This window comes from Neobacillus sp. NPDC097160, assembly GCF_044762155.1.
Taxonomy (GTDB): domain Bacteria; phylum Bacillota; class Bacilli; order Bacillales; family Cytobacillaceae; genus Neobacillus.
Genome location: NZ_JBIWDU010000002.1, coordinates 391858 through 410329, shown reverse-complemented (window position 1 = coordinate 410329; position 18472 = coordinate 391858). Strand labels below are relative to the sequence as shown.

The following is an 18472-nucleotide window of genomic DNA, read 5'->3' as shown; positions in this document are numbered from 1 at the left end:
TAGTTAAATTCATAGGGAATGGAGACATTTTATAATGGCAACTTCAGAAAAGAATTTAAGGACTTGCAACCAAGGACACAAATATTATAAAAGCAGCGATTGTCCAACTTGTCCGACTTGTGAGCAGGAGCGCAAACCTGAAAATGGTTTTCTTTCATTGCTGTCAGCACCAGCTAGACGGGCATTGGAGAACAATGGGATAACTTCTTTACAGGAGCTAGCAAAATATAGCGAAAAGGAAATTTTACAATTTCACGGAATGGGGCCTGCTTCTTTACCGAAACTTAAGTCTGCTATGAACGAAAATGGATTATCATTCTGTAATGAAAAATAAACAAAAATAAATTCAAAATTTTTAGCAGGAAAAGGTTGGATCCCCTTGTGGCCATGAACAAAGGGGATCTTTTCCGTTGCTTAAAGTTGATTTAAAACCATCGTAATAAAATCCGCATAACTGTCAATATGAAAATCTGCTTCAATGTTGCGATTTTGAAAGGCGACAGTTTTGATCTGTAATTCTCTTGCAGGAATTAAATCCAAGTCGCGGTCACCCACGACCAAATCAATATGATGGCTTTTCAGGACATATTCATAGGAAGAACGATGAGGTTTTCTTGTAAATCCTTGTTCTTCAACCGAAACAATTTCTTTAAAGTATGTGGCCAAATGGAATTTTTCAAGTAGATAAATGGTGGATTCCTTATCTCGGTGAGTCACAATAATATTGTTTTTACCAGCAGCTAATGCATCCTCTAGGTGATCAAATGGCCTGCTGTACAGCTTTGAGTAATGGTTATGTAATTTTTGGTATTCTATTCTTTGCTCCTCGCTAATACCATAGTGTTTAAAGGCAGTTTTGGAATCAATTTTTAGCCATGTTAACACTTCGCTACGGTCGAGGTCTTTTTGACTCAAGTTCACGAACCCTTCAACAAGTGCCGGATAGGTATCAAATAATGTTCCATCGAAATCCCACAATATATTCATCAAAATCTCACCCTTCAAAAAAGTTACTCTAAAGATGTTACCACATATAGTTACAATTTCTAAGTCTGATGAATATTAAAAATTTTTATAATTTTTGTAAAATTATTGTATTTTCTAATAAAATCTTCTTTTTGTATGTTATAAAAGGAGTGTGAATAAGTGGTTTCAGTTTTGATTACTACGTTAAAAAGAAAGGGTGTTTTTAAACATTGTTAAATTCCACCGTCCTTCAACATGAGTATAAACTGAATTCATTCCATCCTATTTTAAAATACAATGGAACGAGGAAAGTGAAAAATGTCATCTTTCTAATCGGAGATGGTATGGGTTTTTCTTATACCACCGGCCTTCGCTACTTCAATCATGCTTCCCAAAAAGGATTCATGAATCCCACTATATTTGATCAATACTTTGTCGGCACCCAATCAACCTATTCATTGGATAGTGAAAGTAATATTACGGATTCCGCCGCAGCTGGTACTGCATTAGCGACGGGGTATAAAACCTATAATGGAGCTCTTGGTTTAAATTTTGATAAACAAATTGTTCCGACAGTATTAGAGTATGCAAAATTTCGTGGTAAGTCTACTGGCCTTGTAGGAACAAGTCAGATCAATCACGCAACATTGGCGGCGTTTGCTGCGCATATGGAGTCTCGGGAACAATATGATCAAATTGCTGATGATTATCTCGATGAACGTATAGAAGGCAAACAGAAAATAGATGTGATGCTCGGGGGTGGAACATCCTATTTCGTTCGGAATGACCGAAATATAGTCGAAGAGTTTGTAAAAAATCGTTTTGGTTATGTGAGCAACTTACATGAGCTTGTCACGAATAGAACGGAGCAGCTGCTAGGTTTATTTGCACCGATTGAACTGCCGAAACAAATTGATCGTGAGTCGACTGTTCCTTCCCTTTCCCAAATGACGAAAGCGGCCCTTCAGCGCTTAAAGCAGAATCCAAATGGTTTTTTTCTTTTAGTGGAAGGAAGTCAAATTGATTGGGCGGGGCATGATAATGATATTGTAGGGGCTATGAGTGAGGTTAAAGACTTTGAAGCAGCCTTTAAAGCCGCGATTCAGTTCGCTTCCGATCGTGAGGATACGATTGTCATTGCAACAGCTGATCACTCAACTGGGGGAATGAGCATCGATCGAAATGATAATTATAAATGGAATCCAGGTGTCATTAAATCCATTACCTCCACACCTTCTGTGATTGCTAGAAGATTGCATGATACAAAAGATATGACCATATTAAAGCATCATATGCCCTTTCCACTTCATGAAGAGGACTTGAAATCCATCCAATCAACGCTAGAAATGGACGTAGAAGACACCAAGCAAACACTCATTAACATCATCAATCACTATTCCAGTACGGGCTGGACAACTAAAGGGCACACAGGTGAGGATGTACCCGTGTATGCATATGGCCTAAATAGACATTTGTTTAGCGGTAGAATGGAAAACAGTGATATTCCAAGGATTCTTTTTCAAATAATGGATTAAAAAACATTGAAATCGAGACCAACTAATAACCTAGAGAGCATAAATAGAAACTAGGGGCACCATCTGAATGTGGATGGTGTATTTTCTTCTTATAGGATATTTGATTAATGGGGAAAAGAGTGATCCGGGGGAACAAAAGTGGAATGTAGTATAATCGCATCATTAGCCTATGTGGTTATTAAGGACAAAGAAGTGTACAACAAGGAATCAAAATAACGAGTCGAATCATGAAATCTCTCATCGATAACAACTCCTTTAGGATTTGATTTTTTATAAACTAAGTATATATGAAATTTGTTAACTCTTTATTTTCTATTTGTAAATTTATTGTCAAATTTCCTGTGAAAATGAAATAGGCGAACAGTGACTGGTACTGTTCGCAAAAAGTTCATCCGTTTAATGCTAAAAGCAATGTTGAACGACATTCGTTTACTAATTCATCATCCTTTTGATCATCAGCATATAAAAGGAGTATGAGGGTTGTATATATTGCTTTGAACCTTGCGATCTTTTTAATTTCAGGTTGAACATCACCATATATTGTGAAAAAGGCTTCCCTGCCTTCCGCAGGAAGAAAACTATAAATAATCGATAAATCGACCGCCGGGTGTCCAATATGCGTATCGCCCCAATCAATTACTGCTGAAACTATGCCATCTTCATTTACAAGCATATTGCGAATATGTAAATCACCATGAACGAGTGTTTTGGTTTCATCCTCTAAAGGTTTCTTTATGGATGAAAGAAATAATTGCAGCTGCTCCACTGCATCTAGGTCGATTAAACCTTTCTCCCTGGCTGATTCGATATTTGCTTCCAGCATTGGTTTTCTTTTAGTGATATTGATCCGCCCCAGTTGGTCATAAGGAACTTGGAGCTTTTCTGCATCTGTTATTGGAAAATTATGCAGTGTTCGTAAAAATTGAGCCAAAGGTTCTACCGAAGACATTCGCTGTTCGAGTGTCAAATTAGTGGGTGTTATTCCTGATAAGATGGTGTATCCTCCAAATGGCCACGGATAATGATCTTCTGGAATTCCTTGAAATTGTAGACTTGGAACAGGAATTGGCAGCAAGGGAGCTAACACAGGAAGGAGCCGATTTTCAGTTTGAATTAACTGTGCAGCAATTTCTCTTCTAGGAAAACGAAAAACATATCGATCATTTATGAGAAAAACGGAATTATCAAACCCTTCACCCAATACCTTCACTGTTACTGGCTTAAACTCTGGAAATTGGTTCTCAATGATCATACTCGCTCTCTTTTCCGAAATTACCTGCTCAGGAGACCAAGGCTGACTCATTTCATCCACCTCCATTTTATACCTTCAATTATTATAATATCATTGCCATTTATATTGAACATCGTAACAAATAATGTGGTAAAATAATGAATATTTAGAATTGAATGAACGAATCTTTAGAAAAAGTATAAAACAGTTTGAGTAAAAAGTAACTCAAAAAAGGTAGGGGATTTGCAATGGATATTTGGAAATCAAAAGGATTCTCCATTTCTACTAAAAAAGAATATTTAGATGTGGAGTTAATACACAATTTTTTAAGTCAAGAAGCTTACTGGTCAAAGGGGATTCCAAAGGAAACAGTAATAAAGTCAATTGAACATACTGCCTTATGTTTTGGTGTTTATAAAGGCGAGGTTGATCATGGAGGTAGTCAACAAGTTGGATTTGCCAGAGTGGTATCAGATCTAGCTACTTTTGCTTATCTGTCGGATGTGTTTATTTTACCAGAATATCGCAAATTAGGATTATCGAAATGGCTAATGGATATTATTTGTAACCATCATGAACTAAAAGAGGTCCGCAGGTTCATGCTAGCAACAAACGATGCGCATTCATTATATAAAAAATTTGGCTTTGAAGAGATTAGTAATCCCGAGCGACTCATGCAAAAAGTTCGCCAATTTCCATACCAGTAGTAAAGGGCTTTCTTAAGGACAAAACTAGCGGTCAGATGCTCAAAAATGTCCTTAAGAAACCTTATAATGAAAAAGAACGGGCTTATAATGCCCGCAAATGATGTAGAAGTGTCTCTAAGGTAAAAAGAACGGGCTTTTAGATATGGGATCCTTAGACAAACCGATTGCGACCCGACAACATCCCAAAAATCATCACGACTACAGAAATGACGATGAGTGTGATAAGTGGTACTGTCCACATATGGGTCTTGTCAAATAAATATCCAATAAACAAAGGGCCTACTGCTGCAAGAATATAACCGGATGATTGTGCCATTCCAGATAACTCTGCAGCCTGGCTGGCATTCCTAGCCCGAAGTCCAATATAGCTTAGCGCTAATGGAAAGGTTCCTCCTAATCCAATCCCAATTAATATAATACTGATGATGATAATGTAAAAGGCTGACCCTAGCAGTAAGCCAACAAATCCAACGAGTGAGCACACCGTTACCATGAAGGCAATCCAAGTTTGTGAACGGAAACGGCCCGACATGACAGGAATCAAGAAAGAAGCGGGCAGCCCCACTATTTGGGTAAATGAAAGCATCCAGCCTGCTGTTTCCATACTCATTCCATGACTATGTAAGATTTCAGGTAACCAAGAAATGGTTACATAAAATAAAAAGGACTGAAATCCCATAAATATCGCGATTTGCCAGGCGAGCGGCGAACGCCAGATGTGACTAGAGGTAGAACTAACTCTTTTTATTCCTTTTTGACTTCCTTGATTAAATTTGAGTAGAAAAGCCCACACCAAGATAGCTGCTACTACCGGTATCCCCCAGACGATTAGGGCTCCCTGCCAGCCGAGGTTTAACCCATCTGCTAGAGGAACACTAACTCCTGATGCCAGTGATGCAATCAATCCCATTGAGGTTGAATAAACACTTGTCATGAGACCGAATTTCTGTGGAAATTTATCCTTTACAACGGCTGGCAAAAGAACATTTCCAATGGCGATACCTGCCCCAATAAAAAGGGTTCCAGTATAAAGAAAAAACGTCATTGGAATGGAACGGATCCCTATACCGATAAAAAGTAAGATCAAACCAACGAGTAATGTCCTCTCATTTGTTATTCGATTAGCAATTTTGGGAACGATAGGTGACATAATCGCAAAAACGATTAAGGGCAGACTCATTAATAGGCCTGCACTCCAATGTGCCAGCCCAACATCTTCTTGAATATTACCAACTAAAGGACCTAATGATGTAATGGCTGGACGCAAATTAAATGCGACAAGGATAATCCCTGTTACCAGTAAAAATGTATATGTCGATTTTGTTTGAGCATTTGATTTTTGTAACTCCACAAATAAAACTCCTCTCTAATAAACAAAGTTCTTAAAGTATATCATTTCAAACATTGACAGTCACTGTTCCCCAAACGGTAATTCGACAATATACACTTCGAAAAATGTTTGTAAAATTTACAATTCTTCACATCCCCTCAACATCCTATTAACCTTAGCTTAATATTCTTGGGTTTTAATAGAGAGGTAATCTAAATTGGGGGAGGAAATTAAGACATGAAAAAGCGATTAACAGCTGTATTAGCACTTAGTTTAATGATTCCAGCAGTAACTCCTGCAGCAGCGGCAGGGAAGGACCTCACAATCAATTCTATCAAATTTAATTCCATGAAAGCTCCAGCTACCATCGAAGAAATGGTACAAACATACACAGGTGCGTCAATGGATGTTACCTATAGTAATGGAGCAACAAAGAATTTCCCACTTTCATATAAACAGCTATACCTTTCTGATGAAAAAATTGTGACAAATAAAGGGGTGAAAATCCCTGCAGGTACCCCAATCGACGCTAAAGGGAATCCGATCATGGATAAAAGCATCCCAGGACAAGAATCATACTATATTTCCGATGCACCAGATTCTAATAGTTTAATGAATGTTGGCGGAAATCTATTCCTAGTATCCCATTTTGAATATCAAACACTTGATAGTGCAGGGAATTCGGCTTACGGAGTAGTTCCGGCCTCGATGACCTTAACTTCATTAAATCAAGATAAAAAGAATGGCGAATTATCGATAAAAGAAGCCAAGAAGGTTGACTTTTCCCTCGTAAATGGACTTTGGATTCCATGTAATGGCTCTACCTCTCCTTGGGGAACCCATTTAGGATCGGAAGAATATGAGCCAAATGCTCGTCAATTTGAAGCAGAAATAGGGACAGATAAAGATTCAACGAATGTGAAAGGTTTTGCTAAGCTATACTTTGGTGATGAAACGAAAGGAAATCCATATAATTATGGTTGGATTCCTGAAGTGACGGTACAGCCAAATGGTGATTCAAGTGTCGTAAAACATTATAGTACTGGCCGTTTCTCCCATGAAATGATGGAGGTAATGCCGGATAATAAAACAGCATTCTTTGGCGATGATGGAAACTACACCGTCTCGTTCATGTATGTTGCTGACAAAGAAAAAGACTTATCTGCAGGAACTCTATATGCTGCTAAATTTGGACAAACGAGTACAGAAAATGGCGGAGCAGGAAATCTTGAATGGATCAAGCTTGGCCATGCGACTGACGATGAAGTCAGAGCGATTATTGACAATGGAACAAAATTCAGTGATATTTTTGAAACAGCCAGCCAGCCAACAGAAGGCTATACGGCCGTTAAAACCGATTCTAGCGGAGCAAAAGTAGAATATCTAAAAGTAAAACCAGGGATGGAAAAGGCAGCGGCGTTCTTAGAATCCCGTCGTTATGCAGCTCTAAAAGGGGCAACAGCTGAATTCCGTAAAATGGAAGGTTTAGCGGTAAACGCGAAAGATAAGAAAGTCTATATGGCCATGTCTGAAATCGGAAAAGGGATGCTTGAAGATACTAAGATGGCAGATCCTGTTGATGATATCCGCTTACCACAGATTCTTGCAGGTGGAACTTATGAATTGAGCCTAACTGGCGGGCAAAAAGATAAGGATGGCAATACCATTAATAGTAGTTATGTTGCCTCTACAATGAAAGCACTTGTTGTGGGTGAGGATTTATCTGCCCCAGATGCATACGGCAATAAAGCAAATCCAAATAAAGTTTCTAAACCAGATAACTTAAGCTACTCGGAAACAATGAGAACCTTATTCATTGGTGAAGATGGCGTGGAGCATACCAATAACTTTGTTTGGGGCTATAACATCGATACAAAAGAGTTGTCCCGTGTGCTTTCAGTACCTGTTGGAGCAGAAGCAACAGGATTACGAGTTCTTGATAACTTTAATGGATTCTCTTATATTTTAAGCAACTATCAGCATCCTGGGGATGAACTTAAAAATTTCCAAGGAACAGCAGTTGATAAACAAGCATTAGAGAAGGCAATGGAAGAGGGAATCGGCATCTTGAAAAAAGGTGGTATCGGTTATATTGCTGGAATGCCACAGTTAAATGATCTTCATGTTGGCTGGCATTTCACTTCCGGTAAATGGTTCTTCTACGATGAAAATGGTGTGATGCAAACTGGTTGGGTAAAGGTTGGGCCAAAGTGGTACTTCCTTGAGGATTCCGGCGAAATGAAAACCGGCTGGTTGAAAGATGGAACAAAATGGTACTATCTTGCATCATCCGGTGAAATGGAGACCGACTGGGTGAAGGATGGATCGAAATGGTACTATCTTGCATCATCGGGTGAAATGAAGAGCGGCTGGGTGAAGGATGGAGCAAATTGGTATTACCTTGCAACATCAGGTGAAATGAAAACCGGCTGGGTGAAAGACGGAACAGAATGGTACTATCTTGCATCATCAGGTGAAATGAAAACCGGCTGGGTGAAAGACGGAGCAGAATGGTACTATCTTGCATCATCAGGTGAAATGAAGACCGGATGGGTGAAAGACGGTGCAAAATGGTACTATCTTGAAACATCAGGTAAGATGAAAACAGGCTGGGTCCAAGTGGGGCAGAAGTGGTACTATCTAAATAACGATGGCAGCATGGCAGCAAACACCACCATCCAAGGCTATAAAGTCAATAAGAATGGTGAATGGATAAAGTAATTCTTAGTAATAACGTTAAAGGTGGACAGCGTTATTCATAAAGGGTTCCGTTTGGTGCAGCGATACTGTTAAATGACATGGAAAATGGCGTCTAAAACTGGTAACAGTTTTCTCACGCCATTTTTTTTATATTATTATTAAGGAATATGGCTCTAATTGAAGCACGAAATAAGGCATCTGAACTAAGGGAATTTAAGACTAAAAGGAGGTGGATTTGATTGAATCAACAAAAATCCAAAAGAGGCTTTAAGTCTCTTCTTGAGATACTTTTAGTTTCAGCAAGGCTTGGTCTAACATCCTTTGGAGGACCAATCGCTCATCTAGGCTACTTCCATGAAGAGTATATTCGTAGAAGGAAATGGTTAGATGATAAAAGTTATGCTGATTTAGTGGCTCTATGTCAGTTCCTTCCAGGACCTGCAAGTAGCCAAGTAGGAATTGGGATTGGAGTTTTGCGAGGAGGACTTCTAGGTGGAATCGCTGCTTTTCTAGGTTTTACACTTCCGTCTGTTATTCTTCTCATCTTATTTGCTTTAATCCTGAATGGATTAAATGTAGAAAATGCTGGCTGGATACATGGACTTAAAATAGTTGCAATAGCAGTAGTTGCACAAGCTATTTTAGGTATGTCTCAAAAACTTACACCGGATTTAAAAAGAAAAGCTATTGCATTAGTTGTAATGGTTGGTACACTCCTGTGGCAAACCGCACTAACACAGATAGGTTTAATTGTTGTTTCTGCCATATTAGGCTTTATCCTATTTAAAAAGCATACTGAAAGTGATGATTCAGAAATACATATTCCCATTTCTCGTGGCTTTGCACTTCTTTGTTTGTTTTTATTTTTTGGATTACTTATCCTTTTACCTATAATGAGGGATATAACTTCTTCAAGGTGGATTGCTATATTTGACAGCTTTTATAGAGCAGGTTCTTTAGTTTTTGGTGGTGGTCATGTGGTGTTACCATTACTGGAACGTGAATTTGTACCTTCTGGATGGTTGAGCAAAGAATCATTTTTAGCTGGATACGGTGCTGCACAGGCAGTACCAGGTCCATTATTTACCTTTGCCGCCTATTTGGGAGCAGTAATAAATGGATGGAAAGGTGGTTTATTAGCAACGGTAGCCATCTTTTTGCCTGCATTTTTACTTATATTAGGTACTTTACCTTTTTGGGATTCATTACGTCGCAATCCCAAAATAAAAGGTGCATTGATGGGAGTCAACGCAGCCGTTGTTGGAATCTTAATTGCCGCCTTCTATAATCCAATTTGGACTAGTTCAATTTTAGCACCAGGTGACTTTGCTTTTGCTGCTGTATTATTTAGTATGTTGGTATATTGGAAACTTCCTCCTTGGGTTATTGTAGTAACCGGAGCAATTGGTGGTTCACTTATTGCATTAATTTAAATCAAATAAAAACTGGACAAATATAAGTTGATCCTTCTCAAAAATCTATTAGATACAATTAACCCATCCAATAGAATGGGTTAATTGTTTAGCTTATAAAAATAGCGTGTGCCAATTCTATAATGCACCGGAAAATGGAATCCTTTAGGCTATTCCCTGTCCGCCTTAATTCGTATCGGCTGTCATCGATGAATCAGCAGGTCTATCCCCATTCTTTAAATCCGCAATGCTCAAGCCAAAGTTCATCTCTAAATGGGGGTAATCCTTAAATTGAGCCCAATCACCGCCCCATTCGAACCCTAGAGCTTTTGCCATATTCACAACCTCGGTCCAATCGGCTTTCCCATTTTTATTTCCATCATATTGCATATCCCAAACCACATTTCCTGAAGGGGTCTTTAACGCAAAATCAATAGCCAGCCCAAAATTGTGATAGGACTCTCCCCCTTTTGCATACGTTACAATATTTCCCTCAGTTGAACGGCCTTTTTCGTATAGTCGATCCTGATCTTCGGAACTTCGGAAACCATCGGTAATCACGATCACAATTCCTTTATCCGCCGCTTGTTGGATTAATTGATTACTACGTTCTTTCACAATCGGATGAAGTTCAGTTGGGAAAGAATCAGAATGATTTATTTTCGATTCCGTAAAAGGATTGGATTCCTTAAAAAATTCAATAATGAAAAGGATAGCGACCAGTACGAGAATCAATAGATAAATAGAATTTCCTATCCGTTTTCGTTTCAAGACTTCATATTCCTTTCGCCTTTAAAATTACTTCATTATCTAAGACGAAAGATATAGCCTAATTGTTTCATATTATTATATTCCTTATTTTGGATGAAAAAGATATCGTCTCAAGAGGATGAAAAAGAGGATGTTAAAGAAGAAAGTTTACTCCCATCTGAAGAACATGTTAATAAACTTTTCTAATACCAGATAAACGGAGAGTGAAAGAATTTTGTTGTTCATCTTTCAAGGAGAGCATTTGTTCACGCAAGTTAAGGCGATAGACACGACCTTTAATGGTTTGTGAGATCCCATTTTTAACGTAATCAATTGTCACAAGTTTACTTTCTGCTAGCTTTTTTAAAAACATCTAAATCCCTTCTTTCATAAGTAATGGTTTATACAATAACATTGTAACCTGAACATATTAAGAAATGATGAAGGGGATGTTAAGGATCGATGATAAGACAGTAAACATTTTGGTAATCATGCTATTACAAAAGGTGCGAAATACAGTTTCGCACGTTCTTTACATACATAAAAACTCCTAATACTGGAAAATTGTATAAAAATCAGGGTGGTTCAGGATGATGAAACAGATTTTAAAATCACTTAATAAAACATTCAATAAAGAACCAAGACAGAACATGAGAAGGTGTTAAAAAAAATACAGACAGATTTAAAAGGTGTCCCATACCCATTGTCCTTTAATGCCAGGAAATATTTTGGAACCATTCAGGAATTTGAAAAATTCAATTGGCCTAAATCCTATCTTAAGGCAGACATTTACGTCAATGCGGAAGTTGAAATTGTGGATTATGGCAAAAAACCAATGAAGGCAGGGAAATAGGTTGAAAATAGTCATCATCGTCGTATTGCTTGCCATAACCGCTTATACGATGGGGTTTGGCATCAGCTTATGGAAGGAAAAACAAAAATTCGGGGCGGTAGCGTTTTTTTTTTCTTTCGCTTGCCATACTTGTTCTTCCGTTCTTTTCTATTTTGAAATCTTGATTGGAAAAAGGCAGACATGATCTATCACTGTCTGCCTTTTTCCATGAATCCTTATGGAGAGGGTGTAGGCGTTTGGCCTTTCTTCGCGATTTTCAACTCCAGTTTTTCACTTAAAAAAGTTGCCCCTAGGACCAGAACACCGCCAATCATTTGAATAAGAGACATGCCTTCACTAAGGAAAATCGCTGCGATGATTACGGCGGAAATTGGGTCGATATAGCTAAGAACGGCAATCGTTTGTCCTTTTAGTTCTTTGATAGAAGTAAAATATAAAAAATAACCTAACCCTGTATGTACAATACCTAGAATCAAGATATAAATAATGGAGGTTGTGTTTAAATCAGCAAAATTCAGATGACCCTGCCACCATATATATGGAAACAAGACTATGGCAGCGACCATTAATTGCACCAATGTGGTTTCAAAGCCGGATAAATTTTTGATGAATTTGTTCATTAACACTATACTTGCATAGAACGCTGCTGCTAAAAGGCCATAGAAAACACCTACTACATGATTTTGCGATCCGCTTGTATTACCAGCCCCAGGATTAACGATTAAAAATAAACCGACCATTGCTGAGATGATGCAAACAACCTTCACACTTGTTAATTTTTCCTTCAGAACCCATGGTGCTAACATCATCACAAAAATCGGTGCAAAGTAATAGCTAATCGTGGCATTGGATATTGTCGTATACCGGTAAGCCTCAAAAAGGAAAATCCAATTAAAGCCAATGGCAGCTCCCGATAACAGCAGAAGAATGGCATTTTTCTTTAATGCTTTAAAAGATGTCTTGTGTTTGACTATGAAACTAGCAAGAAGCAAGAAAATACTGCCGATGACCCCTCTTAAAAATGCAATTTCACTTGAAGATAGTTCAATCTTTTTTACAAATATCCCGATGCTCCCAAAAATGAGCATGGTCATGATAAGTCTCATTTTCATTTTCAAGTCGATTCCCCCTTGTTCTTAATCCAATCATAAAGTGTGAAAATTCTCAACTGCTAAGAACTAGTATGAAAGACATTGAGGAAAACCAGCGAGGTTTGTCCTTCATAGGGGGTATGAAGGACATTTTTGCATGGCGGCGGAAGACTGACTCTATACTGGTCATTTACCAGCAAGAATCGGCACATGAAACCAGAAAAGGAAAAATACTGTTATAGGTACTGATAACATATATGCCCATAAAGGGTGTTTATAATGGAGTAAAAGCATTAAAACCATAATGCTTGCAAAGAAAATTGACCAACTATATGTCCAGCCGTGATGATAAACGAATAGTCCATAGTAACCCATAAAGAATTCGAAAACTGCCCAAAGAAAAACCCAAAACAAAATATACACAAGCTGCTTAAAAAAGTTTCTTTTAGGAAAACGATATAAAAAAATTAGCAGTGTACTTGGATAGATGATGAACATAATAAAGAGGTTGTTAAACAAATGGTTAGGCAGCAGATTTGGCGGACTCGGATAGTTCCACAACGGGAAATCTTGCGTGAACAAATTGTATAGCATGTCACCGATGATAAAATATTGAATGGTGCTGAGATACTGACGCCAATTTTTCCAATCTCCCCATTTCCAGGCACAAAGGATGGAAATAAAGCCACTAATAATAAGAAACATAAGGCCCACCTTTTTATGTAATAACCGTAAAAAACTGCATTATTTTGACAGCCTTTTTAGTAGAGTGATATTAGTATTCCCAATCAGCCGTAAACCATTAAATGTTTATTCCATATTTTATGCATATCTTTAAGAAGACATCAATTCAATAAATTTCCCATCTGTATTATAGTATTGATAAGAATATAAGTAATTTTTTTCTAAGGAAGTGTAAGTTTTGTCAAAACAATTAACCACTGGGGACAATATTCTTAAACGTTATCATGCGGACTGTGAAGAATGTTTTGGTTTGTGCTGTGTAGCTTTGCCATATGCTAAGTCTGCAGATTTCGCACTTGATAAAGATGGTGGCACTCCTTGTCCCAATTTGCAATCCGATTATCGTTGTGGGATTCATAACAAACTCAGAAATAATGGATTTCGCGGCTGTGCTGTATATGAATGTTTTGGTGCAGGTCAAAAGGTATCTCAAGTAACCTATGTTGGGAATGATTGGCGGGATCACCCAGAGTCAGCGAAGGAAATGTTTGAAGTATTTCCAATTATGCAACAGCTTCATGAAATGCTTTATTACTTAAATGAAGCACTTAGTTTAGAAGAAACTCAACCTATTTTTCAAGATTTGCAGGCTGCTTTAGAAGCAACGGAAAGTCTCACCAATTTAAGTCCCCAATCAATTATTGAACTTAATGTACCTGCACATAGACCGATGGTTAATGAGCTACTTTTACAGACAAGTGAATTGGTTCGTGCGAAAGTGCCGCCAAATAAAAATAAAAAAATAAGCAGGGGAATTGACCTTTTAGGTGCAAAGTTAAAAGGGGCTAACCTTAGAGGATCTAATTTAAGAGGTGCTTTCCTTATAGCAGCTGATCTCAGAGAGGCAGACATAAGTGTGACTGATTTTATCGGGGCAGATCTTAGAGACGCTGATTTAAGCGGCGCCAATCTTACAGGAAGCATCTTTCTCACTCAAGCACAAATTAACTCAGCTAAGGGCGATTTGAATACTAAATTACCACCTTCTTTAAGTATTCCAGATCATTGGCATAAAATTGCTAAATAATTTTTTTAAACGTAGGATCATGAAGCAATTCCTTCATTGCTGCTATTTTCCAATCATGATTCATAAAAATGAAAAGAATTCCAGTTGTATGTTAAAATTATGTTTAAAAAGGAGGAATAAATGATGCCGACCAATTTAAAAGACACGACAACATTACATAATGGTGTAAAAATGCCATGGATGGGGTTAGGAGTTTTTAAAGTAACTGAGGGTGAAGAGGTTATTCAGTCTGTAAAAGCTGCTATTCGGAACGGATACATAAGTATCGACACAGCCGCTATTTATGGGAATGAAGAGGGTGTTGGTCAAGCCATTCGTGAATCCGGCGTCGCTCGTGAAGATTTGTTTATTACATCAAAGGTTTGGAATGCTGACCAAGGCTATGAAACCACTTTAAATGCCTTCGAAACCAGCCTTAACAAGCTCGGACTCGATTACTTGGATCTTTATTTAATTCACTGGCCAGGTAAAGACAAATGTAAAGATACCTGGAAGGCTTTAGAAAAGCTTTACAAAGATGGGCGTGTACGCTCCATTGGTGTAAGTAACTTCCAGATTCACCATCTAGAAGATTTAATCGGTTCCGCCGAAATTAAACCAATGGTCAATCAGGTTGAGTACCATCCACATTTAACGCAAAAAGAGCTTCAAGCATTTTGTGTGAAGGAAGGGATTCAACTGGAAGCATGGTCACCTCTAAAACAAGGGAAGCTTTTAGAAGAGCCTGTTCTTGTCGACATTGCCCATAAATATAATAAGTCCGTCGCCCAAGTTATTTTACGCTGGGATCTTCAAAATGGAGTTGTTACGATTCCAAAATCAATCAAAGAGCATCGCATTATTGAAAACGCAGATGTTTTCGATTTTGAATTAACGGCAGAAGATATGGTCCAAATCGATGGCTTAAATCAGGATAGCCGCGCTGGATCACATCCGGACACGATGACGGCAGGGTTTTAAGTTAAGATTGAATCTTGGGGGCTGATGATAGTCCATGCTTGAAAAAATGAATCTGGCATTTAACTAAATTTGTTATCTATCTTTAGAACCTTGCTAAGCGACCGCTTCGATGATTTTAAAAGAGTTTTGGTCGCTTAGAATCTAGATATGCGACCGTTTCAATGATTTCAAATGGGATTCGGTCGCGTAGAGCCCTGATAAGCGACCGTTGACATGATTTTATAGGGGCTTTGGTCGCGTAGAGCCCTTATAAGCGACCGTATCAATGATTTTAAAAGGGATTCGGTCGCGTAGAACCACGATAAGCGACCGTTGACATGATTTTAAAGGGGATTCGGTCGCATAGAACCTGATAAGTACCCGAATCCCCTATTTTTCAGGCAATACCAAAATTTGATTAATGCCACAATTAGGGCTTCGGGCCTTGGTATAATAACAAAAAAACACACTGTGATTTCTAAAGTGAAATATAGTGTGTTTTCCATTATGATTTGTTTGTTTGGACCTGTTAAGTGAACCAGTTAAAATTTTTTTGGCGAGGTTCACTTTCTTTTAAAATGGTGGGTAATAGGGTCTTAAGCCAATTGGAAAATAGCTAAAAATCCCTCTCTAAAGAAATACCTGAAGTCGTTATTAAAACGGATAGACTTGGTAAGTAAGAATTCCAACAATGATTCCTGTTATCGCTCCGAAAAATACCTCTGCTGGTTGATGTCCTAATAGTTCTTTGAGCTTTTCTCTTGACTCTGTCTTCTTTAAATTTGGATTTTTTAAGGTTTCGATGAGTCGGTTCCAATCAGCTAATAAAGTATTTAACACTTCAGCATGGTAGCCGGCATGTCTGCGAACTCCTGTGGCATCATGCATGACAATTAGCGAAACAATCACGCATATAGCAAACTCATTTGATTTGAGACCTGAGGTTAACCCAATGGCTGTAGTTAAAGAAATTATGGTAGCTGTATGAGAACTAGGCATGCCGCCGGTACTAAACATCAGATTCCATTTTAATTCTCTCGACGTGATATAGTGAATAGGTATTTTTACAAATTGGGCAATCAACATTCCTAAAAGTGCAGCTAAGATTGGATAGGATAAAAACATCACGTTCCCCCTAATGATTGTATGTCCTTAGAATATGACAAAAAAACCAAAATCATGAAAATTATTAATTATGGCCGAAAAGTTTGCAATACGGTTCCTTTTCCATCTGAGACCTTAACTTCTGCATATGCCCCATTGATAAAAGTAATCTGCGGTGGAACATGGCCGCAATCAATATCATAAATGACCGGGATGTCGAGTTCATTAGCAAGGTCCTGATAAACATCTTCAACCGTATAGTTATCGACTGGTGTATTCGCGGGGCTTCGGCCAAACATTAGACCAGAGCATTGGTCAAACCAGCCAGCTAATTTCATTTGTACCAATGACCTTCGAAGGTCTGTGGTATTCAATTCACAGTTCTCCAAATACCAAATAACAGGATCTCCATTTATATATTTTTTTCTAAAGCTTTGAACATCACCGAACGGTGTGCCAATTAAATGTCTAATAATATCAATACACCCGCCAAGTAAGCGGCCTTGTATTTTCATATTACGATTTGGGGCAGTTTTCCAACTAGTTTTTTCAGTTAAATGAAAAACACATGGAGAGGGATTATCGTGCTGCCATTCTTTCTGAAATTGTTCAGAGGACTGCTGAAGGACTGATTCGTCTGTTTTTGTTGATAATACTGGCTGCCACATGGCTGTCGTTTCGTCCGAAAATTCTCCTCGTAAATCAATTAAATTAGTTCCGTGAGCAGTAGCGATTCCTGTCTTCAATGTGATAGCTAAGAGCAAGCCGCTAATATCGGAGTACCCTAATATCCACTTGTTTCTAATATTTTCATAGTCAATATGTTCGAGGATTTCGATTAATAATTCGCCGCCCCACGGTGGAATGATAATGTCGATTTCATTGTCAGCCATAAGCGTATTTAATTCGGCTGCCCGTTTTACCGCTGATGCAGATTTTGCCTTTTTTTGCGTCCAAACAGTATCGCCACAGGTTATTCGAAAGCCTCTCTGTTCCAGACGATTGCAAGCTATGGTTACCAGTTTATGTAATTCAACAGGTATACCCGATGAAGGTGCTGTGACCCCTATTGAAGCTCCGTTTTTTAAATGTGGATATGTAATCATGGAAAATCCTCCTCACTTTTAGATGATTTTACCAGATGACTTGCCTGAAGTTAAACTATATTTCTAAAAGATAATATAATTGTTCTCGTAACCTGAAAAAATTAGGAAAATTATGATGATCATAATAGAAACTATCTCCTGAAGTTGATAAAATGGGAACAGGTGTTTTAAATGGGAGGAGAGGTGTCTTTATGGAACTCTATTTTTATAATGAAGGATTTAGAAACGCGATTGAAAAATATATTTTAACAGAAGAACAACTTAGATTTACCGGTACACCTGTTGACAGTATCAAACTTTCTAGTCAAGATTCGAATCGTGAGTCGATCTTAGCAATCGAGGAAGATAGATTAGTTACTTTTTTCGACCTCCATAAAAATGAGGGAGCAAAACCTTTTTCAGAAAATCATCATGCGATTTTGGTAAGAGCCTTTTCAACAGATTTTCGCCATCAAGGTAAAGGCTATGCCTACAATGCATTAATGTTATTGCCTGATTTTGTAAAAGCACATTATCAAGGTATAAATGAAATTGTATTGGCGGTTAATCTACAAAATGAGGCTGCACAAAACTTATATAAAAAATGTGGATTTATAGATGAGGGAGAAAGAAGGATGGGGACAAAAGGAGAGCTTATTATTATGAGTTACTATTTATAGCTAACCATAAAATGAAGCTTAATTCTGATCCAACCCATAAAAGGGCTTCGTCTTTTCCATAGACCCTTGCTGAAAATCGTTAGCAAGGGTCAATTTTTTGTTCACATAATGAGAGCCAGGCAGTTTATAAGGAATTCAAGCTAACCCGAAAAACACTTTGCACTTTCATACATCCACGATCGCGATATCAAATAGGCAAAAATCAAACACTCCTGAAAGTACTGGCTCCGCCTTCGCCAAATACCATGATAGCCACGCATGCTATCCCCTCTGCTATTAATTATAGTGCTGGAATATTAATAAAATATGAATTAAATA

At 38.0% G+C, this 18472-nt stretch carries 19 protein-coding genes; 10 read left to right on the top strand and 9 right to left on the bottom strand.

Annotated features, from left to right (window positions below; all coding sequences use genetic code 11):
• Positions 1-34: 34 nt before the first annotated feature.
• Complete coding sequence (locus tag ACIQXV_RS04025) at positions 35-334, top strand: RNA polymerase alpha subunit C-terminal domain-containing protein (protein ID WP_402956222.1); 300 nt, start codon at positions 35-37, stop codon at positions 332-334.
• Positions 335-414: 80 nt separating this feature from the next.
• On the opposite strand, the gene ACIQXV_RS04020 is transcribed toward ACIQXV_RS04025, so the two are convergent.
• The gene (locus tag ACIQXV_RS04020) at positions 415-987 is read right to left on the bottom strand and encodes an HAD-IA family hydrolase (RefSeq protein WP_402956220.1); all 573 of its coding nucleotides are present in this window, start codon (positions 985-987) and stop codon (positions 415-417) included.
• 209 nt (positions 988-1196) lie between these two features.
• Between ACIQXV_RS04020 and ACIQXV_RS04015 the strand changes: the two genes are divergently transcribed.
• Positions 1197-2501: an alkaline phosphatase gene (locus ACIQXV_RS04015; protein ID WP_402956218.1), complete on the top strand. Its 1305-nt coding sequence runs from the start codon at positions 1197-1199 to the stop codon at positions 2499-2501.
• Between the two features lie 388 nt (positions 2502-2889).
• On the opposite strand, the gene ACIQXV_RS04010 is transcribed toward ACIQXV_RS04015, so the two are convergent.
• Complete coding sequence (locus ACIQXV_RS04010) at positions 2890-3804, bottom strand: phosphotransferase (RefSeq protein ID WP_402956216.1); 915 nt, start codon at positions 3802-3804, stop codon at positions 2890-2892.
• A 176-nt stretch (positions 3805-3980) separates the two neighbouring features.
• Here ACIQXV_RS04010 and ACIQXV_RS04005 point away from each other — a divergent pair, with 176 nt between their 5' ends.
• Complete coding sequence (locus ACIQXV_RS04005; RefSeq protein WP_402956215.1) at positions 3981-4439, top strand: GNAT family N-acetyltransferase; 459 nt, start codon at positions 3981-3983, stop codon at positions 4437-4439.
• A 151-nt stretch (positions 4440-4590) separates the two neighbouring features.
• Here the strand turns inward: ACIQXV_RS04005 and ACIQXV_RS04000 are convergent, their stop codons facing one another.
• Positions 4591-5790 carry a CynX/NimT family MFS transporter gene (locus ACIQXV_RS04000; protein ID WP_402956213.1) on the bottom strand — a complete coding sequence of 400 codons (1200 nt, stop codon included), beginning with the start codon at positions 5788-5790 and terminating at the stop codon, positions 4591-4593.
• 216 nt (positions 5791-6006) lie between these two features.
• Between ACIQXV_RS04000 and ACIQXV_RS03995 the strand changes: the two genes are divergently transcribed.
• A complete protein-coding gene (locus ACIQXV_RS03995) occupies positions 6007-8490 on the top strand; it encodes an alkaline phosphatase PhoX (RefSeq protein ID WP_402956211.1) in 2484 nt (827 codons plus the stop codon).
• A 218-nt stretch (positions 8491-8708) separates the two neighbouring features.
• A complete protein-coding gene (locus tag ACIQXV_RS03990) occupies positions 8709-9902 on the top strand; it encodes a chromate transporter (protein WP_402956209.1) in 1194 nt (397 codons plus the stop codon).
• 165 nt (positions 9903-10067) lie between these two features.
• On the opposite strand, the gene ACIQXV_RS03985 is transcribed toward ACIQXV_RS03990, so the two are convergent.
• Both ACIQXV_RS03985 and ACIQXV_RS03980 read right to left on the bottom strand, forming a co-directional pair.
• Positions 10068-10652: a M15 family metallopeptidase gene (locus ACIQXV_RS03985; RefSeq protein WP_402956207.1), complete on the bottom strand. Its 585-nt coding sequence runs from the start codon at positions 10650-10652 to the stop codon at positions 10068-10070.
• Between the two features lie 169 nt (positions 10653-10821).
• Positions 10822-11004: a hypothetical protein gene (locus tag ACIQXV_RS03980; RefSeq protein ID WP_402956205.1), complete on the bottom strand. Its 183-nt coding sequence runs from the start codon at positions 11002-11004 to the stop codon at positions 10822-10824.
• Between the two features lie 285 nt (positions 11005-11289).
• On the opposite strand from ACIQXV_RS03980, the gene ACIQXV_RS03975 reads away from it, so the two are divergent.
• Both ACIQXV_RS03975 and ACIQXV_RS03970 read left to right on the top strand, forming a co-directional pair.
• Entirely contained in the window at positions 11290-11484 is a 195-nt protein-coding gene (locus ACIQXV_RS03975) for a hypothetical protein (protein ID WP_402956203.1), read from the top strand.
• 1 nt (position 11485) lies between these two features.
• On the top strand, positions 11486-11668 hold the full coding sequence (locus ACIQXV_RS03970) for a hypothetical protein (protein ID WP_402956201.1): 183 nt from the start codon (positions 11486-11488) through the stop codon (positions 11666-11668).
• A 31-nt stretch (positions 11669-11699) separates the two neighbouring features.
• On the opposite strand, the gene ACIQXV_RS03965 is transcribed toward ACIQXV_RS03970, so the two are convergent.
• Both ACIQXV_RS03965 and ACIQXV_RS03960 read right to left on the bottom strand, forming a co-directional pair.
• Positions 11700-12596, bottom strand: coding sequence for a DMT family transporter (locus tag ACIQXV_RS03965; protein ID WP_402956338.1), 897 nt, complete (start codon positions 12594-12596; stop codon positions 11700-11702).
• Positions 12597-12761: 165 nt separating this feature from the next.
• Positions 12762-13280: a CBO0543 family protein gene (locus ACIQXV_RS03960; protein ID WP_402956199.1), complete on the bottom strand. Its 519-nt coding sequence runs from the start codon at positions 13278-13280 to the stop codon at positions 12762-12764.
• Positions 13281-13497: 217 nt separating this feature from the next.
• Here ACIQXV_RS03960 and ACIQXV_RS03955 point away from each other — a divergent pair, with 217 nt between their 5' ends.
• On the top strand, positions 13498-14346 hold the full coding sequence (locus tag ACIQXV_RS03955) for a pentapeptide repeat-containing protein (protein WP_402956197.1): 849 nt from the start codon (positions 13498-13500) through the stop codon (positions 14344-14346).
• A 123-nt stretch (positions 14347-14469) separates the two neighbouring features.
• A complete protein-coding gene (locus ACIQXV_RS03950) occupies positions 14470-15306 on the top strand; it encodes an aldo/keto reductase (protein ID WP_402956336.1) in 837 nt (278 codons plus the stop codon).
• 633 nt (positions 15307-15939) lie between these two features.
• On the opposite strand, the gene ACIQXV_RS03945 is transcribed toward ACIQXV_RS03950, so the two are convergent.
• Positions 15940-16410 carry a divergent PAP2 family protein gene (locus ACIQXV_RS03945; protein WP_402956195.1) on the bottom strand — a complete coding sequence of 157 codons (471 nt, stop codon included), beginning with the start codon at positions 16408-16410 and terminating at the stop codon, positions 15940-15942.
• 68 nt (positions 16411-16478) lie between these two features.
• The gene (locus ACIQXV_RS03940) at positions 16479-17495 is read right to left on the bottom strand and encodes a S66 family peptidase (RefSeq protein WP_402956193.1); all 1017 of its coding nucleotides are present in this window, start codon (positions 17493-17495) and stop codon (positions 16479-16481) included.
• A 191-nt stretch (positions 17496-17686) separates the two neighbouring features.
• Here ACIQXV_RS03940 and ACIQXV_RS03935 point away from each other — a divergent pair, with 191 nt between their 5' ends.
• Positions 17687-18154, top strand: a complete 468-nt coding sequence (locus ACIQXV_RS03935) for a GNAT family N-acetyltransferase (protein WP_402956334.1) — start codon at positions 17687-17689, stop codon at positions 18152-18154.
• The last annotated feature ends 318 nt before the right edge of the window (positions 18155-18472 follow it).

Excerpts from the sequence above, each read along its gene's own strand:
- ACIQXV_RS04025 (WP_402956222.1), top strand. The coding sequence starts at position 35 with ATGGCAACTTCAGAAAAGAATTTAAGGACTTGCAACCAAGGACACAAA.
- ACIQXV_RS04020 (WP_402956220.1), bottom strand. The coding sequence starts at position 987 with ATGAATATATTGTGGGATTTCGATGGAACATTATTTGATACCTATCCG.
- ACIQXV_RS04010 (WP_402956216.1), bottom strand. The coding sequence starts at position 3,804 with ATGAGTCAGCCTTGGTCTCCTGAGCAGGTAATTTCGGAAAAGAGAGCG.
- ACIQXV_RS04005 (WP_402956215.1), top strand. The coding sequence starts at position 3,981 with ATGGATATTTGGAAATCAAAAGGATTCTCCATTTCTACTAAAAAAGAA.
- ACIQXV_RS03995 (WP_402956211.1), top strand. The coding sequence starts at position 6,007 with ATGAAAAAGCGATTAACAGCTGTATTAGCACTTAGTTTAATGATTCCA.
- ACIQXV_RS03980 (WP_402956205.1), bottom strand. The coding sequence starts at position 11,004 with ATGTTTTTAAAAAAGCTAGCAGAAAGTAAACTTGTGACAATTGATTAC.
- ACIQXV_RS03965 (WP_402956338.1), bottom strand. The coding sequence starts at position 12,596 with ATGAAAATGAGACTTATCATGACCATGCTCATTTTTGGGAGCATCGGG.
- ACIQXV_RS03960 (WP_402956199.1), bottom strand. The coding sequence starts at position 13,280 with ATGTTTCTTATTATTAGTGGCTTTATTTCCATCCTTTGTGCCTGGAAA.
- ACIQXV_RS03950 (WP_402956336.1), top strand. The coding sequence starts at position 14,470 with ATGCCGACCAATTTAAAAGACACGACAACATTACATAATGGTGTAAAA.
- ACIQXV_RS03945 (WP_402956195.1), bottom strand. The coding sequence starts at position 16,410 with ATGTTTTTATCCTATCCAATCTTAGCTGCACTTTTAGGAATGTTGATT.
- ACIQXV_RS03940 (WP_402956193.1), bottom strand. The coding sequence starts at position 17,495 with ATGATTACATATCCACATTTAAAAAACGGAGCTTCAATAGGGGTCACA.
- ACIQXV_RS03935 (WP_402956334.1), top strand. The coding sequence starts at position 17,687 with ATGGAACTCTATTTTTATAATGAAGGATTTAGAAACGCGATTGAAAAA.